The sequence below is a fragment of the Segatella copri genome (assembly GCF_019249795.2).
Taxonomy (GTDB): Bacteria; Bacteroidota; Bacteroidia; order Bacteroidales; family Bacteroidaceae; genus Prevotella; species Prevotella copri_B.
On record NZ_CP156892.1, the window covers coordinates 354,838 to 373,732 of the forward strand.

General features: G+C 44.9%; 11 protein-coding genes. All 11 read right to left on the minus strand.

Translation table 11 applies throughout. The features are described 5' to 3' along the window. Positions 1–24: 24 nt before the first annotated feature. Positions 25–2,364 carry a family 20 glycosylhydrolase gene (locus tag KUA48_RS14460; protein WP_218433752.1) on the minus strand — a complete coding sequence of 780 codons (2,340 nt, stop codon included), beginning with the start codon at positions 2,362–2,364 and terminating at the stop codon, positions 25–27. A 23-nt stretch (positions 2,365–2,387) separates the two neighbouring features. Then, positions 2,388–4,379: a glucosamine-6-phosphate deaminase gene (locus KUA48_RS14465; protein ID WP_218433750.1), complete on the minus strand. Its 1,992-nt coding sequence runs from the start codon at positions 4,377–4,379 to the stop codon at positions 2,388–2,390. Then, positions 4,345–5,184, minus strand: coding sequence for a glucosamine-6-phosphate deaminase (gene nagB / locus KUA48_RS14470; protein WP_218433748.1), 840 nt, complete (start codon positions 5,182–5,184; stop codon positions 4,345–4,347). Before nagB ends, KUA48_RS14465 begins: the two co-directional genes overlap by 35 nt. A 58-nt stretch (positions 5,185–5,242) precedes the next feature. Then, positions 5,243–6,208 carry an ROK family protein gene (locus KUA48_RS14475; protein WP_119229885.1) on the minus strand — a complete coding sequence of 322 codons (966 nt, stop codon included), beginning with the start codon at positions 6,206–6,208 and terminating at the stop codon, positions 5,243–5,245. A gap of 33 nt (positions 6,209–6,241) precedes the next feature. Next, positions 6,242–7,441, minus strand: coding sequence for a transposase (locus KUA48_RS14480; protein ID WP_369503333.1), 1,200 nt, complete (start codon positions 7,439–7,441; stop codon positions 6,242–6,244). A gap of 200 nt (positions 7,442–7,641) precedes the next feature. Further along, complete coding sequence (locus KUA48_RS14485) at positions 7,642–8,865, minus strand: transposase (protein WP_264958551.1); 1,224 nt, start codon at positions 8,863–8,865, stop codon at positions 7,642–7,644. Between the two features lie 217 nt (positions 8,866–9,082). Then, a complete protein-coding gene (locus tag KUA48_RS14490; RefSeq protein WP_153088338.1) occupies positions 9,083–12,679 on the minus strand; it encodes a discoidin domain-containing protein in 3,597 nt (1,198 codons plus the stop codon). Positions 12,680–12,941: 262 nt separating this feature from the next. After that, complete coding sequence (locus KUA48_RS14495) at positions 12,942–13,850, minus strand: transposase (protein WP_369503334.1); 909 nt, start codon at positions 13,848–13,850, stop codon at positions 12,942–12,944. A 273-nt stretch (positions 13,851–14,123) separates the two neighbouring features. Continuing rightward, a complete protein-coding gene (locus tag KUA48_RS14500; protein ID WP_218433692.1) occupies positions 14,124–15,125 on the minus strand; it encodes a glycoside hydrolase family 130 protein in 1,002 nt (333 codons plus the stop codon). A gap of 48 nt (positions 15,126–15,173) precedes the next feature. Then, positions 15,174–16,661 (minus strand): glycoside hydrolase family 125 protein, encoded by a 1,488-nt coding sequence (locus tag KUA48_RS14505; protein ID WP_218433691.1) that lies wholly within the window; start codon positions 16,659–16,661, stop codon positions 15,174–15,176. 42 nt (positions 16,662–16,703) lie between these two features. After that, the gene (locus KUA48_RS14510) at positions 16,704–18,890 is read right to left on the minus strand and encodes a GH92 family glycosyl hydrolase (RefSeq protein WP_153094046.1); all 2,187 of its coding nucleotides are present in this window, start codon (positions 18,888–18,890) and stop codon (positions 16,704–16,706) included. Positions 18,891–18,895 lie beyond the last annotated feature (5 nt).

Here is an 18,895-nt window from a genome sequence, read left to right on the forward strand (position 1 = left end):
CAGGTTTTACCTTATTATATATATTTAATGGAACAGTTGACTATCTTCTACATCCGCAAATTCCTTGGAATTATCCTTGCGCATCTGCAGGTTGAGTCCGTTCCACCAAGAAGGCCAGCCACCAGTAATGTTGGCTATGAAGACATACTTGATAGGATGTAGCCCCTTAGCCAAAGCTACGCAGTTGTCACGATGGGAAATACTCTTCACTTCGCTGGAGTTGTCGATAAGCAACTTACTGTCAATCCAAACCTGGTCGGCGCGGGAAGAAACATAATATACACCATCCTCAGGCACCATCACATATCCTTCGGCAATAGCAGCATAACCATTCTCTCCACGCAGAGTGCGAGCATCGTCAACCTGCTTCAATTTCATTTCGCCAAAGCTGCGGATAACAGAATTTTCCCAGACGCCATCCGTCCATTCTAAGTCATTCACATGATGATAATACCCCTTGATGCGCTTCATCTCCAAACCCGGCTTTACATCTTTCACCTCAACGGAAGGAGCATAATTCTGTTTCTCCACCTGGATGGTTCTGATGCGACTCATCTTACCAGAAGGCAAAACCGTAGCAATATTGATGATACAATCACGGTTTACAGGGATAGGAGCAGTATAGACCAGAGACTCTGGAGTAGGTTTCGTACCATCCAGCGTATAGACCATCTTCATCGTGCGGGAAGTGATAAAGGTTACTGTAGTATCCTTGGTAATCACCACTTTATCGCAGGATCCGTATGGCTGCTCCGGCAGAGGAAGATGATATTTGATACAACGTTCATCAAGTCTTACGAGGTTAGCATCCACTCGCTTGCAGAAATCCGTAAAGTTCTTACGACTCAATGGCGACCAGGCTACCTCAGAGAGAGCCAGGGCACGAGGATACATCATATACTCCATCTTGGCATTGGAATACATATATTCAGACCAGTTGTTGCATTGCACACCCAAAATATGCTTATCAAGTCCAGCCTTGCGGATTACATCAGGAACAGGGTCGAAACTATAGGTTTTGGCCAGATAGACAGGACTGCTTGGAATCGTGATTGGTTCTATCTTACTGTCGCCCTGATAATGGTCAAGGTAAAGACCACCAGAACCAGGAGTCATGATAACATCATGCCCTTGCTTAGCAGCTTCGATACCTCCATCAATACCTCGCCAAGACATGACGGTAGCATTCTCACTCAATCCACCTTCCAGAATTTCATCCCATCCGATGATTTTCTTACCATACTTCTCCAGCATCTTTTCTACACGCTTGATGACATAGCTCTGCAGTCTTTCCTCTGCAGAGTGCTTGCCATCGCCCTGAAGATGCTCGTCAACAATACGCTTCTGACAAGTAGGGCAGGTTTTCCAACTGTTTTTCGGGCACTCGTCGCCACCTATATGGAAATATTTACCAGGGAAGAGCGGCACCATCTCCTTGAAAATATCATCCAGGAAATGGAACATCAATTCCTTACCAGGACACATCACGATGTCCTCGATACCCCAAACCATTCTTGGAGTCCATTGCTCTCCCTTGCAGGACAATTCCGGATAAGCAGCAATAGCCGCCATCATGTGTCCAGGAAGATCCACCTCAGGAATCACCGTCATATAGCGCTTGGTAGCATAATCCACGATATCCTTAATCTCCTCCTGTGTATAAAAACCTCCATAGATAGAGCCATCGCCTTCCTTGCGATAACCGCCGATAGAAGTCAGTTTAGGATATTTCTTGATTTCAATACGCCAGCCCTGATCTTCCGTCAGATGGAAATGCATCGTATTGACCTTGAGAGAAGCCATCAGGTCAATCTGCTTCTTCACATTCTGTACAGTAATGAAATGACGGCATGGATCAAGATGGAATCCACGGTAGCCGAAGCGTGGAGCATCCTGGATATCACAGCATTGTGCTACCCATTTCACCCCATCCACCCGGGTTGCGCTCTCTATCTGGGCAGGGAGTAACTGCATGAAACTCTGCATACCGTAGAAGGCGCCCTTGGCGGTCTTCGCCTTGACAACAACCCCCTTGGCGGTTACGGTAAGGCGATAACCTTCCTCGGCAATTTTCAGCGAAGGAGAAATCTGTATAGAGATATTCCCCTTCTTTCCACCTACCGTTACCTCATAACCTGTAGAAGCCTTCAGTTTGTCTGCCATGTACTGGGCGATATTTCTGCCTTCAGCCGTCTGGTAAGCGATTACCACCTTCTGTGGCAATACGAACTCCCCTTTCTGTACCTGAGTCTTCACCGGTATCGGGATAATATTAATATCGGCAGCAGATGCCTGAGTAGAGATACCACCCAGCATCGCCGCACAGGCTACAAACGAGCCTAATAAACGATTGAACTTTGCCATGATTTAAATATATTAATAAGGTATTACAATGGTTTGTACTCCACGAAAGCCTCCATGGCCTCATAGCATGCCAGACCCAACTGGTCGTAGAGCGATGCAGTAGCACGGTTACGGTCTTCGGCTCTCTGCCAGAACAGGCGCTCATCATTACCCAAGAAAGGAGCACTCTCCATCTGCGACTGATGCTTGAGGATAGAGTTACGCTTTGCCCGCAACTCCTCAGGGCTCAATGGAACACACATTTCGATATTCTCAATCTCCCATTCTGCCCAGGCACCGCGATACATCCAGATGCGACAGTCCTTCAACCACTCTGCACCTGCTTTCTTCTCTTCGTCGATAGCTGCCAGAACGGCATCAGTACACTTCTTGTGGGTTCCGTGAGGGTCAGCAAGGTCGCCGGCTACATAAATCTGATGCGGCTGCACCTTCTGCAACAGAGCTCTCACTATCTCTACATCCTTCTCGGTCATTGGCAACTTTTCTATCTTGCCGCTCTCATAGAATGGCAGGTCGAGGAAGTGGACATGGTCAAGCGGAATTTCATTATAAGTACAAGCGGTACGAGCCTCACCACGGCGAATCAATCCCTTGATGGTCAGGATATCTCTCGTATCGAAGTCACTCTCCTTCTTCTTGGCAAAGAAGGTCTTGATTTCCTTATATTTATTAGAGATGATGCTGTCTTTTGAGTCTGCAAAAAGCTGGTTGAAACCATTGATAAAGTGCATGAATCTTGTTACTTCCTCATCACCCACAGCAATGTTTCCTGATGTTTCGTAAGCTACATGCACATCGTGGTTCTGCTGTACCAGTCGGCGGATGGTTCCTCCCATAGAGATAACATCATCGTCTGGGTGTGGAGAGAATACGATAACCTTCTTAGGGAATGGAGTTGCACGCTCCGGGCGATAGGTATCATCGGCATTCGGCTTACCACCTGGCCATCCGGTAATGGTATGCTGCAAGTCATTGAAAATCTTGATATTGGCATTGTAGGCAGAGCCATAGAGAGCCAGAAGTTCACTCAGTCCGTTTTCATTATAATCCTTATTGGTCAACTTCAGGATAGGCTTACCGAGTTTCTGGCAGAGCCATACCAGTGCCGAACGCACCAGTTTGTCACTCCACTGGCATGAAGTTACGAGCCATGGATGCTCGATGCGCGTCAGATGGTGAGCTGCACCCAGGTCGATGACAACATGAGCATTCGGATGAGTCTGAAGGAATGATGCCGGCAGGGTATCTGTTATAGAGTTCTCCACCACCTTCTGCATAATCTCTGCCTTCTCTTCGCCCCAGGCTGTCAGATAGATGCTCTTGGCTGAGAGTAAGGTAGCGATACCCATGGTGAGCGAATATGGAGGAATGGTTTCCTTGGTCTGCTCACTGTTCTCCATCTCTTCGCGAGAGGTATTGCCGATGAGGATGATACGGGTCATCGACTGGATGCCCGAACCTGGCTCGTTGGCAGCAATATTACCCGAACGGCCTACACCTAGGAGGGCTACATCGAGACCGCCAAAGGTCTTGATACGCTGCTCATAAAGACGGCAACTGTCCTGTACGGCATCCTGTGCCACAAAGCCATCCAGTGTAAAGATGTTCTGCTCAGCCACATCCACATGATCAAGGAAACGCTCCTTCAACTGGTTGATGGTACGGAGGGAACTGTCCTTCTGAAGCGGATAATATTCGTATGCATTGAATACAACAACATTGCGGAAGCTCAGAATCTTCTCGTTGTAACGGCGAACGAGTTCATCGTATACAGAATAGAGAGAAGAACCGGCACCCAGCGCCATCACATAGAATTTGCCTTCCTGCTGTGCAGCCAGGATTTCCTTCTCGATGCAGTCGGCGATATGCTTTGCGCCTTCTTGTGAAGAGGCAAAGATGTCGGTATGAATCTTCTCCATGCGGGAGATTTCAGAGTATTCTACTGTTGTTTTTGGTTTGTAATACTCGACAGGAACTTTGTTAAGTACGATTTGAGAACTTAAATTGAGTCGCATAACACACGTTTTTTAAAGATTGTTTTTTTTCTATGTCTTTGAAGTAGCGATAAGTACTAACTTTCAATTCGTCGGTAGCTGCGTCGTCGCAAACGATGATGCCACATGGGTGAGTTTGCAGTGCGCTGATGGTCCAAGCCTGGGTAACAGGACCTTCGATGGCAGCCTGCAGGGCGCGCGCCTTGTTATGACCGTTGCAGAGAATCATTACCTCTCGGGCAGCCATCACGGTACCCACACCTACGGTCAGAGCCAGACTAGGTACCTTCTCAGGATCATTATCGAAGAAACGGGAGTTGGCAATCTTGGTGTCTGTAGTGAGCGTCTTTACTCGGGTGCGGGAGGTAAGAGAAGAGAATGGCTCGTTGAAAGCGATATGCCCATCAGGACCGATACCACCGATAAAGAGGTCGATGCCACCCGCTTCTTCTATCATCTGCTCATAATGACGGCACTCCTCTTCCAGATTCTCGGCATTGCCATTGAGAATATGAATATTCTCCTTAGGGCAGTCGATATGATTGAAGAGATTGGCAGCCATGAAAGAGTGATAGCTCTCAGGATGAGATTCCGGCAAACCTACATATTCATCCATATTGAAGGTGATGACATGCTTGAACGAAACCTTGCCTTCTTTTACCGCCTTTACCAGATTGGCATACATGCCCTGAGGTGAAGAACCGGTTGGCAAACCCAGAACAAAAGGACGTTCAGCAGTTGGTTGAAATCTGTTAATTGTTTCAACTACATGATCAGCTGCCCACTTTGACAGCTTCTCATAATCTTTTTCGATAATAACACGCATAGATAAATCTTTTTTAGTAAAATAAATGTTTTAAAGAACAGATGGAAAGTGTCGGTATTTAGATATTCCATCCTATAGCCGATGCTCCTAGAATGGCGGCGGTAGCCCCTTCTAGGCCACTAGTCAAAAATTTGGCTTTATTCTTATACAAGCTCAAGACATTCTTGTCGTAAGCTTCTTTCATCGGTTTCATGAGTAATTCGCCCGCCTGTGCCAATCCTCCAAAGAAGATGAAAGCCTCCGGACTCAGGAAGGTAGCTATTTCTGCACAGGCCTTGCCGATTCTTCTTCCGGTCTGCCTGAACACTTCCTGTGCCAGTGTATCTCCTGCCATGGCTGCCTTATAAACTGCATAAGATGTTATTTCTTCTTCAGGGATGTTTCTCAGTTCTGTTGCCCCGGTTGATGCTTCGAGCATGGCGAGGGTAGTACGGACCACACCTGTAGCCGAGCAGTAGGTTTCCAGACAGCCCTTTCTGCCACAGCCACATGGTCTACCATCAGTCTCCACAATCATGTGTCCCAACTCACCGGCAAATCCGTCGCAACCATAAATCAGTTGCCCGTTAGCCACGATACCAGAACCTACGCCAGTTCCTAAAGTAAGTTCTACGAAGTTTTTCATGCCAACCGCAGCACCATATTTCATTTCTCCCATAGCTGCCGCATTTGCATCATTGGTAATAGCAACCGGAATGCCCAGTTTCTCTGCAAACATGTCAGCCAGCGGTACAATACCCTTAGCCCATACCAGATTTGCTGCGTTTTCAATGGTTCCCTTGTAATAGTTACCACAAGGCGCGCCAATGCCCATGGCACGAATTTTCTCCATGCCACCTACCTGTTCTACTATCTGCATCACAGCTTTTACCGATTCCTCTACGTATTGGTCCACGCATTGGAATGCCTGAGTCTTGATTGAGGTTGTAGCTATTATTTCTCCGTCCCCATCAACGATGCCGAAAACGGAATTGGTTCCACCCAAATCCAAGCCAATCACTAAAGATTTTATATTGTATTCCATACTTCAATAGTTCGTTAATAATTCAATAATGTGCTAAGCAGCTATACGCTGTAAGCACGAGAGATCTTTGAAAATCTTGCTAATTAAAGTTCGGTTCGGGGTGTACCCGCTTGCTTTAAAAATTCGTTTCACCAGATAAATGTTGGTCATCAGTGACTTGAATGAAGACATAGAATATTTCATTCCCATCTCCTTCATAGTTACCTTGGCAACATTTAGTGATGTGAACGAAGCATTGAAAGCAAAATCGAGTTTCCACTTATCGCGAGCCTGGCAGTCCATAAGACCAGTATAGCCTTTGGCGTCACGAAAGCAAAATTCGATCTGGAACCTGGTTCTATAATAAAGAAGTACTTCTTCACCCGAAAGTGAGGGGTCTGTAGAGAAGAATAGTTTCTTCTTGCCATTCGGCATCTGCCAGATGACAAGTCTAACTTTACAGCTGAGTGCCTTGGAACAGGCTATCAAAGTATAAGCTGTTCCTTCTATATCTTTCATCTCCATCTTCTCCATTCGAGTGAGGTCAAGATTCTTCATATCAATCTTGCCATCCTTGGTCTTGGGGCGACCACGTTTTCCAGTACGTGGACCAGCATAGACATAAAAGAGACAAGCATTGTCACGAAAGCGGCTTATCAAAGAGAACCCTTCTTTCTTTATCCCATTAACAAATGTACTTGTAGAGAAGTAAGCATCTGCAACTATGAGGGTTGAGAGTTTGAGAAGTTCCTTGCGGTAACGCTTAATGACGCCGATATAGAAATCTACCATAGTCTTGCTTCTAAGACTCAGTTCTTTATTACTTAGCGACTGGTGTGCTTTTAACATCATGCAGTCTTTGGCATCAATATCAATGAGGCCAATACCCATGATTTCGAGACCATGTTTAACAGACTGTGCACATCCCGACCAAAAACGACCGATATGTGGAGTCTTCTTGCCAGCTTTGCTGATGTAGCTGGGATCAATGGCAATAGCCCATCTTCCCTGTTTACCAAAGAAGCGCTTGGCAAGTGAGACATTAAGTTTGAGCCAGTCAATGCTTTTCGACTTTTTTAAGCCGAATGCGTTGCGATAGGTTTGCTCAACATGCGAGCCATACCTCCCCATTTGGGTGAAATTTATCTTTCTTGGTATTACCATGAACAAAATTATCACCTCGATGAGTATTTTCTCGAAACTTTTTGTTAACTTTGCAGCCGAATCTTCAACTGCATCTTTAAAGATATCCATATATTGGTCAAGTCCTGTATTTATATAATTTTGCGTTTGTCGTGATTTGCAAAGTTACTGAAAACCAGTGACTTGACCAACTTTTTATAGTTAAGTTTTCATAAGCATTTCTTAATATAAGTTATTGATTTATAGACGATTAAATGTTAATTTAACGCAGTATTGATAAAACAATAGTTCGTTAATAATTCAATAATGTGCTAAGCAGCTATACGCTGTAAGCACGAGAGATCTTTGAAAATCTTGCTAATTAAAGTTCGGTTCGGGGTGTACCCGCTTGCTTTAAAAATTCGTTTCACCAGATAAATGTTGGTCATCAGTGACTTGAATGAAGACATAGAATATTTCATTCCCATCTCCTTCATAGTTACCTTGGCAACATTTAGTGATGTGAACGAAGCATTGAAAGCAAAATCGAGTTTCCACTTATCGCGAGCCTGGCAGTCCATAAGACCAGTATAGCCTTTGGCGTCACGAAAGCAAAATTCGATCTGGAACCTGGTTCTATAATAAAGAAGTACTTCTTCACCCGAAAGTGAGGTGTCTGTAGAGAAGAATAGTTTCTTCTTGCCATTCGGCATCTGCCAGATGACAAGTCTAACTTTACACCTGAGTGCCTTGGAATAGGCTATCAAAGTATAAGCTGTTCCTTCTATATCTTTCATCTCCATCTTCTCCATTCGAGTGAGGTCAAGATTCTTCATATCAATCTTGCCATCCTTGGTCTTTGGGCGACCACGTTTTCCAGTACGTGGACCAGCATAGACATAAAAGAGACAAGCATTGTCACGAAAGCGGCTTATCAAAGAGAACCCTTCTTTCTTTATCCCATTAACAAATGTACTTGTAGAGAAGTAAGCATCTGCAACTATGAGGGTTGAGAGTTTAAGAAGTTCCTTGCGGTAACGCTTAATGACGCTGATATAGAAATCTACCATAGTCTTGTTTCTAAGACTCAGTTCTTTATTACTTAGCGACTGGTGTGCTTTTAACATCATGCAGTCTTTGGCATCAATATCAATGAGGCCAATACCCATGATTTCGAGACCATGTTTAACAGACTGTGCACATCCCGACCAAAAACGACCGATATGTGGAGTCTTCTTGCCAGCTTTGCTGATGTAGCTGGGATCAATGGCAATAGCCCATCTTCCCTGTTTACCAAAGAAGCGCTTGGCAAGTGAGACATTAAGTTTGAGCCAGTCAATGCTTTTCGACTTTTTTAAGCCGAATGCGTTGCGATAGGTTTGCTCAACATGCGAGCCATACCTCCCCATTTGGGTGAAATTTATCTTTCTTGGTATTACCATGAACAAAATTATCACCTCGATGAGTATTTTCTCGAAACTTTTTGTTAACTTTGCAGCCGAATCTTCAACTGCATCTTTAAAGATATCCATATATTGGTCAAGTCCTGTATTCATATAATTTTGCGTTTGTCGTGATTTGCAAAGTTACTGAAAATCAGCGACTTGACCAACTTTTTATAGTTAAGTTTTCATAAGAATTTCTTAATATAAGTTATTGATTTACAGACGATTAAATATTAATTTAACGCAGTATTGATAAAAAGATATAAAAAGAAAATCAAAGAGCTATGATTTATTCCATATCCCTTTGATTTTCATTGAAAATTATTGTTTACTTGATAACAACCTTTCTTGTTGTACCATCAGCCATCTTGATGATGTTGATACCCTTCTGCAAGGTGTTGATCTTCATACCATTGATAGTGTAGATACCATTTACAGCACTTGCTGATGGACGGTTCTCGATGTTCTCGATGCCAGTAGCAGCAAACTGCTCGTAAGCCTCAACCTCTGCCAAAGAAGGATAGAAGTATGGATTCAAGTTACAGATCACTGCGATATACTTAGTCTCCTCGAAGTCTGGCAAGATGTACTCCAACTCAGAAACCTCCCCCAGGTCTGTGAATGTCTTCACGCGCTTCAAGTTATTGATATCGTTACCTACAGCGATGCTGATCTCCTTGTTTACGATACCTGCTTCATCGTTATCATTTGTACCCTTGTTGTTGTTAGGGATGTGGATAGCAACCTTAGAGAGATTCCAAGACTTGCCATCTGGAGCTGTAAAGATAGCCCATGTGTCATCTTTATGAGTAGAAGGATCCTGGATTACTTCAAGAGTCTCAGTAGCCTTGTCACCATCTGTCAAGCCAGGGATATCGTACTTGTCGAAAGTAACACCGAATCCACCATCACCCTGATAGTGACGAACCTCAGCAGTAGCACCTGTCAAGATGTTAGGCTGTGTATTAGAGTCGATGTTAATATTCACAACACGCTCCTTGTATGTACCACCATTATCTACTGTGATAGTGAGTTGCTCAACACCCATCTTCATAACTGCTGTTACAGGGATAGTGAATGTGCAGTTAGCCTGGTCCTCTGTGATAGTACCAACCTTCAAACCAGCAGTTGACTTCACGCGGCAAGAGAATTTAGGATCTCTTGGATCACCATTCAAGTCGTAAGTTAATACGATGTTCTGTGTCTCACCAGCGTTCATCTTCATCTCAGAAGAAGGAACCGAAATAGACATATTGTTGTCCTCAGAACCATATACCTCAAACTCCCAAATACGGAGAGTACCGTTAGCCTCAGGAATCAACTTCACATAACGTGCCTTGAAAGGAGGAATGTAGTCGGTCTTGATGCTCTCGCTTACACGATTTTCAGCATCAACCACTGTTGTCCAGGTCTCACCGTCGTTAGACAGCTGAATCTTATAGTTGTTGATCTGGTCAACACCACTCTCAGGACCAGAGTTACCATCATAGATACGGAAACCATAGATACGATATGCGCTCTGGCAATCGAAGATAGCCCAACGGTCGCTCTGCAATGTACACCACTTATCACTGGTATCGTATGGATAAGTTACACCATCGATAATCTTCCAAGGTGTCTCTGTATAGTTGGTAGAGTTAGAGAAGCCAACCACTTTCTTGTCTTTTACTACATTGAAAACAGTTGCAGCGTCTTCTTTAGCAATAACGTCGATAACTTGCTTAGTGGTTTCAGAAGTACCAACAACGTTAGTAACCTTTACAGTAACTTTCATCTTACCAGGCTTCTTAGCTACTACGAAGATAGTCTCCTCATTAGTAGGAGTACCTGGCTTGAACTCCAAGCCCTCTGGCAAAATCCACTCCCAAGCAGTAGGTTTACCAGTACCCTTAGCTGTGATAGATGTAGTTTCACCTACTTCGAGGTAGCTCTTACCCAAAGAGAAGGTAACTACAGGAGCAGTACCCTTAGGATAGTCGAGTTTGATGCTCTTAGCAGGCTGCTGCTTCATATCCTTCATTACAGGAACAACTTCCATCTCGAGGAAATTATCTACGCCATTACGAACGAATGTAGGAACATAGAAAGCCTCGCCACGAGTCTGACCTACCAAAGTGCGCTCGCCATTTTCATACTTCTTATAGATATCGAAGTGATCGAAGTCGTCGTTATAGGTATAATCCCATGTCAAACGAACATCACTCTTTTCTGCACCGAGAGTAGTTGTAGATGCAAGGTTCTCAACAGTAACGCTTGCAGGAGCATAAGCTGCTGGCAACACAGCGAGTTCACCGAGTTTCAGCTGATAGTAAGGAACCTCAGTCTCACCCTTCATGTTGAGGGCAATCATATAGATGGTCTTGCCATTGAGTGAAGCCAAGTCATAGTCGGCGATGGTCCAGCCATTCTTCTCTGTCACGGTAGCATCGGTCAGAGTCACGTCAGGAGTTGTAGAACTCTCTGTAGCCAACTTCATCTCAAGTGTACCAGGAGTTGTAGTCTTGTAAACGAGACGGAGAGTACCACCTGCTGTTACAGGAATCATAGTCTTGTAGAGACGCATGAGGTGATCACCTGTTGTCAAGCTACCGCTCACCTCCATGCTTGAACCATAGTTATAAGCATCATCCCAGTTGATAGAAGCAGACAAGTTTCCCTTGTTCTCAATCCACCAGCGCCATGTAGGCATGATGCTCTGTACACCACTATGATACCAGTCTTGTGTACCTTCTTTCTTACCCTCTACGAAGCGGTGCTTACCTACACCTACGCAGAATGAGCTAACGAAAGGCATATTAGTGATAGTAGAACGCTCCAATACACGGTTGGAAATTCCTGGCCAAGATGTGGTAGATGTGACTGTTGGGTCACCTTCCTGATTTACCCACATCTGCTCTTCATTTTTAAAGGTTTTCTGAATAGCAGCATATGCGCTTGGACCTGTATCATCACTACCAAGAAGGTTCTTTACATTATCCTTCCAGATACGCTCCTCTGGGCAGAACAAGTCAATAGAACCTACGTGGCCGGTCGTTGGCATAGATCTGTTGAGGTAATAACTGAATCCGGTATGACCACTATTTACCACCTGGATACCTGCATAGATCTTAGAGAAAGTCTCTTCCTTTGTACAGCCCAGCTGGCTTGCCTGATCACGATAATCGCCATTAGCTCCATACTCCAAGAACTGAGAAGTATTCTTATGTGACTTCAGAATGGTTGGACTTGGTGAACCAGATGCATCGTACCACTGGATTTCCATGTGGCTATTGCCGTCTGCATCAGCGAGTGCATTAAACTCTTTGATGAAACCAGCCCATTCTGAGAGAGTAGAGCCACCAGACTCCTGGTTGATAAACCAACCATCGAAGCCCATATACTTAGCGATTTCATACAATTTCTTGGCAAAGATGTAAGAGCCATTCTCCTTGGTAAGCATTTCACGAACCCAAGCCTGGTTTCCTCCGAAAGCATAAGGAGGGAAGAATATCTGACCGAGAGATTTCACACCACTCTGGTGAGCAGCATCTGTAGATGGTGCTGGTGGAGGAATAATAATACCCTCGCTGGCAGAACCTGCCCAATAAACGAGTTTATCCATATACTGCCAGTAAGTTGGCTGGTATCCCAAGAAGTTGTTAGCACCCTGAGATGGGCAAGAACTACATGTAGGGAAAAGAATGGTTGCATTACATACCTGTCCCTCATAGAACTGGTTTTTATTGGCTTTCATCAAGGTAGGCTCCTTGAAACGTTTTGCCAATGGCACCTTAGAACGGTTGAACTTGGCATTCTTGTCAGTTTCTGGGGACCAGTTCTTGACGTGTTCCGGATGCCAGCAACCACCATAAGGCTGTTGAGCACTTGCTGTACCTCCAAATATAATGGAGAGCATTGCAACGCTAAAAAGTCGATTTAGTCTCATACTTTAAAGGTTTAAGTTAATATTGTATAGTTAATAATTTATTTTCTGCTTTTGAGTATCTCGCCGTTTTTGAGAATTTTTCCTCGTTTTTAGCTGTTTTCTGCACTTATAACAAGAATAAAAACCAAAATACTTAGTCAAAATGCATTTTTTTATTTTTTTATTCAAAAAAATACCGCTATAGCTATGCTCACGCAAAACTATAGCGGTTTTAATAAACCTAAACTAAACCTCAATAGTTCGTTAATAATTCAATAATGTACTAAGCAGCTGTACGCTGTAAGCACGAGAGATCTTTGAAAATCTTGCTAATTAAAGTTCGGTTCGGGGTGTACCCGCTTGCTTTAAAAATTCGTTTCACCAGATAAATGTTGGTCATCAGTGACTTGAATGAAGACATAGAATATTCCATTCCCATCTCCTTCATAGTTACCTTGGCAACATTTAGTGATGTGAACGAAGCATTGAAAGCAAAATCGAGTTTCCACTTATCGCGAGCCTGGCAGTCCATAAGACCAGTATAGCCTTTGGCGTCACGAAAGCGGCTTATCAAAGAGAACCCTTCTTTCTTTATCCCATTAACAAATGTACTTGTAGAGAAGTAAGCATCTGCAACTATGAGGGTTGAGAGTTTGAGAAGTTCCTTGCGGTAACGCTTAATGACGCCGATATAGAAATCTACCATAGTCTTGTTTCTAAGACTCAGTTCTTTATTACTTAGCGACTGGTGTGCTTTTAACATCATGCAGTCTTTGGCATCAATATCAATGAGGCCAATACCCATGATTTCGAGACCATGTTTAACAGACTGTGCACATCCCGACCAAAAACGACCGATATGTGGAGTCTTCTTGCCAGCTTTGCTGATGTAGCTGGGATCAATGGCAATAGCCCATCTTCCCTGTTTACCAAAGAAGCGCTTGGCAAGTGAGACATTAAGTTTGAGCCAGTCAATGCTTTTCGACTTTTTTAAGCCGAATGCGTTGCGATAGGTTTGCTCAACATGCGAGCCATACCTCCCCATTTGGGTGAAATTTATCTTTCTTGGTATTACCATGAACAAAATTATCACCTCGATGAGTATTTTCTCGAAACTTTTTGTTAACTTTGCAGCCGAATCTTCAACTGCATCTTTAAAGATATCCATATATTGGTCAAGTCCTGTATTCATATAATTTTGCGTTTGTCGTGATTTGCAAAGTTACTGAAAATCAGCGACTTGACCAACTTTTTATAGTTAAGTTTTCATAAGAATTTCTTAATGTAAGTTATTGATTTACAGACGATTAAATGTTAATTTAACGCAGTATTGAAACCTAAAAACAACTTTTTTTAGATAAATAATACATCTTAACCTAACATCAATTTATAGCCTTATTGATAAATCTGCTTTTTATGAAATACACCGTTTTTCATAAAAAAATCAATATGTTTTCTGAAGATTCTACTTGATAATATTGGTACGGCGGATGAAGTCGATGATTTCCGGTACATAACCGAAGGCTAATCCGGTAACGGTATCTGCACAACCATAATATACTGCAATGCGACCCGTCTCTGCATCACAGAGAGATGCGCATGGGAAGCAGACATTAGGTACATCTCCTACACACTCGTAGAGCTCCTGAGGAGTAATCAAATACTGACCTGAACGGCCCAATACTTTCCACGGTTCATCCAAATCGAGCAAGGCTGCACCAAAAGCATAAACATATCCATTGCAGGAATGGAGCACACCATGATAAAGCAGCAACCAACCCTCGGAAGTCTCGATAGGCACCGGGCCAGCACCAATCTTCATGCACTGCCAAGCACTCTCCTCGAAAGCTGCAGGAGCCATCACATGACGATGATGCCCCCAATACTCCAAATCAGGTGACTCGCTATAGAAGATGTCACCGAAGGCAGTATGACCAGTATCACTCGGACGACTCAGCATGGCAAACTTGCCATTGATTTTGCGAGGAAACATCACACCATTGCGGTTGTAAGGCAAGAAAGCATTCTCCAACTGATGAAAGGTCTTGAAATCCTCTGTCCATGCCACACCAATCGTTGGTCCATGATAACCATTGCACCAGGTGACATAATACTTTTCGCCTATTTTGCACACACGAGGGTCGTAACCATAAACCCACTCTCCTACCTCAGGATCATCACACTCGAAATGGATGGTGTCCTCATCAATGTCCCAATGTACGGCATCCTTGCTGAAACCGGCATGAAGAGTCATACGACGATTCTTGTCATCACATCTGAATACACCTGCAAAACCATCCTTAAACTTAACTACTGCACTATTGAAGATACTATTGGAGTCGGGTAGCTGATTACGCTTGATAATAGGGTTCTGAGAATAGCGCCAGAGCGGCACGCTGCTGCTTTCTGGTCTGTCTTCCCAAGGAATGTTGGGAAGAGCAGAACCTATGATTTTAATTTCTTTCATTGTCGTTACTTTTTAGAAAAATCAATTAGTGACTTTTTTGGAAATCAATTAGAGACTGTTGAGCAAATCTACCTTACCATCATTGATGAGCTTGATGACCAACTCTCCGAAGAGGGTGTTCTGCCATGCAAACCAGGCACGGGTGTATTTCGAAGCATCATCCTTATGGAAAGATTCATGGATGAATCCCATCCCTGCATCGGTATTCAGGAGGGTCTTCATACACCAGCGAATCTCATCATCATTCTGGGCTGTGAAGCACTTCATCATGATAGACATCGGCCAAGGCATATCATAACCAATGTGAGGACCGCCGATACCCTCGCCTGCCTTACCACGGAAGAAACAAGGATTGTCCTCGCTCCATACGAAACGGCGGGTGTTCTGATAAATCGGATCATTCATCTCAACATCACCCAAATAGCCCATACCTAAAAGCGATGGAACATTGGCATCATCCATCAGAAGACGGTTGCCGAAACCATCTACCTCATACGCATAAATCTTGCCATATTTAGGATGATCATAGACTGCATATTTCTGCAGGGCATCCTTTACTTCGGCTGCCAAGGCAGAACAATCCTGTGCAATCCCGAGTGCCTTATTCTTCTGCTCAGTCTCTGATTTCTCTGCCACATGCTTCAGGATTTCAGCCGCCTTATTCATCGCAGAAACCGCCATGAAATTGGAAGGAATCAGGAACGGAAGAATCGTGGCATCGTCTGAAGGGCGGAACAGGGAAGCAATGAGACCAACTGGCTTGACAGGAGCTCCGAAACCATCCCAGCCCACGGTATCGAAGGCACGATCGGTCATGCGGGTAAAGTGGTAAGCCTTGGCTGTTTCCTTGCGCTGCTGCTCATGGAAGGTCTTGAGGATATTTCCGATAGCCTGCATCCAGTCTTCTCCGAAGATGGAGTCATCGCCTGTTACCTTCCAGTACTCGTAAGCGAGGCGGATAGGATAACAGAAAGAGTCTATCTCATACTTGCGCTCGAAAACCTCTGCCTTCATCTCGGTATCATCCTTCTGCCAACCTGCTCCGGTAGGTCCGTCATTATAGGCATTGGCATAACGGTCGATATTGATGCACTTCAACTGGCGCAGGATGACACCACGCAGCATCTTCTTCAATTTCTCATCCTTGTTGGCAAGGGCTACATATGGCCAAACCTGAGCACCTGAATCGCGGAGCCACATGGCTGAAATATCACCTGTATAGACGAAGGTATCGTCATCGCCATTAGCCAACTGGCGATAATGCACCGTACTTTCCAGCGTGTTCGGATAACAGTTGGCGAACATCCAGGCGAGTTTCGGATTCTTCTTGAGGAGTTTCTGTACTTCCTTGATTTTCTTCTCCACTGCCTCTGAAGTAAAGAGACGCTCAGCTACAGGCGGACGCTTGGACTCATACTTGCCATTGACAGGTGTTACCACCTTAGTGTAGCGGGCATGAACATCTACCTCAGCATGCTTTTGTGCCATCGCCGACATTGCCGACATCAGGGCTATTGCAAATATTGTTTTTCTCATTGTCTGGGTTTATTTATGTTTCGATTTTAATTGTGATTTCTTTTAAGGTCTATCTGCACCACGGGTTCCCCACTTGGATGGCTGATTGCCCATCTGGAGTTCGAGGGTTCCTCCCTTCATCATATCCTGGTACATGATATACGACTTGGTATAGGTTTTACCGTTGAGTTTGGCAGACTGCACGTAGATATTTTCCGAACTGTTGTTCTTGCAGATAATGGAGAAGTTCTTGCCGTCGCCTAAGCTGATGGTAGCCTTGTCCATGATCGGACTGCCGATGATATACTTGCCGCCTGCAGGTTCTACCTGATAGAGTCCCATCGCAGAGAGAATATACCAGGCTGACATCTGACCCACATCCTCGTTTCCACTCAAACCGTCGAAATCATCCTTATACATCTCATTCATGGTCTGGCGAATAAGACGGGCTGCCTTCCAAGGCTGACCTACATAATTATACATATAGAGTACCTGATGACTCGGTTCATTACCGTGGGCATACTGTCCGATGAGACCAGAAATATCAGGAGAGGCATTATCGCCCATATTGCCCGTTACGATGAAAAGGGAGTCGAGCTTGGTCACAAATTTCTGTTCATTACCGAAGAGCTTCACCAGTCCATGCACATCATGCGGAACGAGCCAGGTATATTGCCAGGCATTTCCCTCGGTATAATCATCCTGACGATGAACGGCTGAGAAAGGATTAAACGGTTCGCGGAACTTGCCGTCGGTACCGATGCCACGCATAAAACCGGTCTTCGGGTCGAAATATTTACGATAACTCTGGGCACGTTCTGCGAAATACTTCGCATCCGCCTTCTTGCCTAAGAGTCGGGCCACTTTCGCCACGCAGTCATCAGCCAGCGCATATTCCAGTCCCTTAGCCACAGTCTCCATTTCCGGATCCTTGTCATAAGGCAGGTAACCATATTTCTTGAGAAGACCGAGGCCTCTGTCTTCACGCAATGCCGACTGTTTCATGGCCTCATAGGCTCCCTCCTTATCCTTGACATATCCTTTGAGCACCAGGTCGGCAAGCACCGGGATGCCCGGATTGCCCACCATGCAGTCGGTCTCATTGCCCATCAGATGCCATACTGGGAGCTTACCCTGCTGGCGATAGATGTTGATAAAGGTACTTGCCACGTCTGGGAGCATTTCCTTGTGGATGAGCGTCATCAGCGGATGGGCTGCACGATAAGTATCCCAGAGAGAAAGGGTGGTATAATTGGTGAAATCACCCTGATGCACCTTACCGTCGGCACCGCGATATTCTCCGTTGACATCAGAGAATACGGATGGAGCGGTCATCGAATGATACATGGCTGTATAGAAAATGCGGCGGGCAATGGAATCTGAAGTTTCCACCTTCACCTTAGCCAATTCCCGATTCCATGCCTCGTCAGCCTGCGCCACTACCTGATGAAAATTCCAGTCAGGAATCTCTGTTTGCAGATTCTGTCGGGCATTGGCAATGCTGACTGCAGAGAGACCAACCTTGATCATCAGAGGGCGGGTGGCATCTGCCACCTGAACCAGCCAGCGTCCACTATCGAGCGGTTGTACTTGAACCGGTTGAGAGAACTCAGCCACGAAGAAATTCTTCTGGTCCTTCGCCCATCCTGTAGAGAAGCGATGACCAGCCACTGCAGTTTCCTTCACCTCATCCAGCGCATAATCGGTAGGTTTATCCCATCCGATACCCTGAAAAAGGTCGAGTACCAACTGTGCCTTCTTCACGTCTGCCCCAAAGGTATAGCGATGGAAACCAGCACGCTTGGTGGCGGTAAGTTCCACCCATACATTCGGCTGCTGCAATTTCACCGCATAATAGCCCGGGCGAACATTCTCATTGGCATGATGGAAGAGCACTTTCTTCTGATGAGCATCTGTCACCGGGAGGAAAGCAACATCGCCTAATTCTCCGATACCCGTTCCGCTGAGGTGCTGATGACCAAAGCCGATGAGAATGGAGTCTGACTGATGATAACCGGAACACCAGTCCCAACCACGGGTATGCTCAGTAGGTCCCAGCTGGATATAACCGAAAGGTACGTTGGCACCGAGGAATACATGACCATGACCGCCCGTTCCGATTCTTGGATTGACAAATTGGGTCAGACAGGAGGTTGCCTGAGCTTTATCATGAGCAAAAGCGGCTTGTGGATAGTCTCCACCTATCACACAAGCCAACAATAATAATATAGGAAAGAATCTTCTTCTCATTTTCT

Coding starts and splice junctions, on each gene's coding strand:
- nagB (WP_218433748.1), bottom strand. CDS start 5,184: ATGCGTGTTATTATCGAAAAAGATTATGAGAAGCTGTCAAAGTGGGCA.
- KUA48_RS14490 (WP_153088338.1), bottom strand. CDS start 12,679: ATGAGACTAAATCGACTTTTTAGCGTTGCAATGCTCTCCATTATATTT.
- KUA48_RS14510 (WP_153094046.1), bottom strand. CDS start 18,890: ATGAGAAGAAGATTCTTTCCTATATTATTATTGTTGGCTTGTGTGATA.
- KUA48_RS14505 (WP_218433691.1), bottom strand. CDS start 16,661: ATGAGAAAAACAATATTTGCAATAGCCCTGATGTCGGCAATGTCGGCG.
- KUA48_RS14460 (WP_218433752.1), bottom strand. CDS start 2,364: ATGGCAAAGTTCAATCGTTTATTAGGCTCGTTTGTAGCCTGTGCGGCG.
- KUA48_RS14495 (WP_369503334.1), bottom strand. CDS start 13,850: ATGAATACAGGACTTGACCAATATATGGATATCTTTAAAGATGCAGTT.
- KUA48_RS14480 (WP_369503333.1), bottom strand. CDS start 7,441: ATGGATATCTTTAAAGATGCAGTTGAAGATTCGGCTGCAAAGTTAACA.
- KUA48_RS14485 (WP_264958551.1), bottom strand. CDS start 8,865: ATGAATACAGGACTTGACCAATATATGGATATCTTTAAAGATGCAGTT.
- KUA48_RS14475 (WP_119229885.1), bottom strand. CDS start 6,208: ATGGAATACAATATAAAATCTTTAGTGATTGGCTTGGATTTGGGTGGA.
- KUA48_RS14500 (WP_218433692.1), bottom strand. CDS start 15,125: ATGAAAGAAATTAAAATCATAGGTTCTGCTCTTCCCAACATTCCTTGG.
- KUA48_RS14465 (WP_218433750.1), bottom strand. CDS start 4,379: ATGCGACTCAATTTAAGTTCTCAAATCGTACTTAACAAAGTTCCTGTC.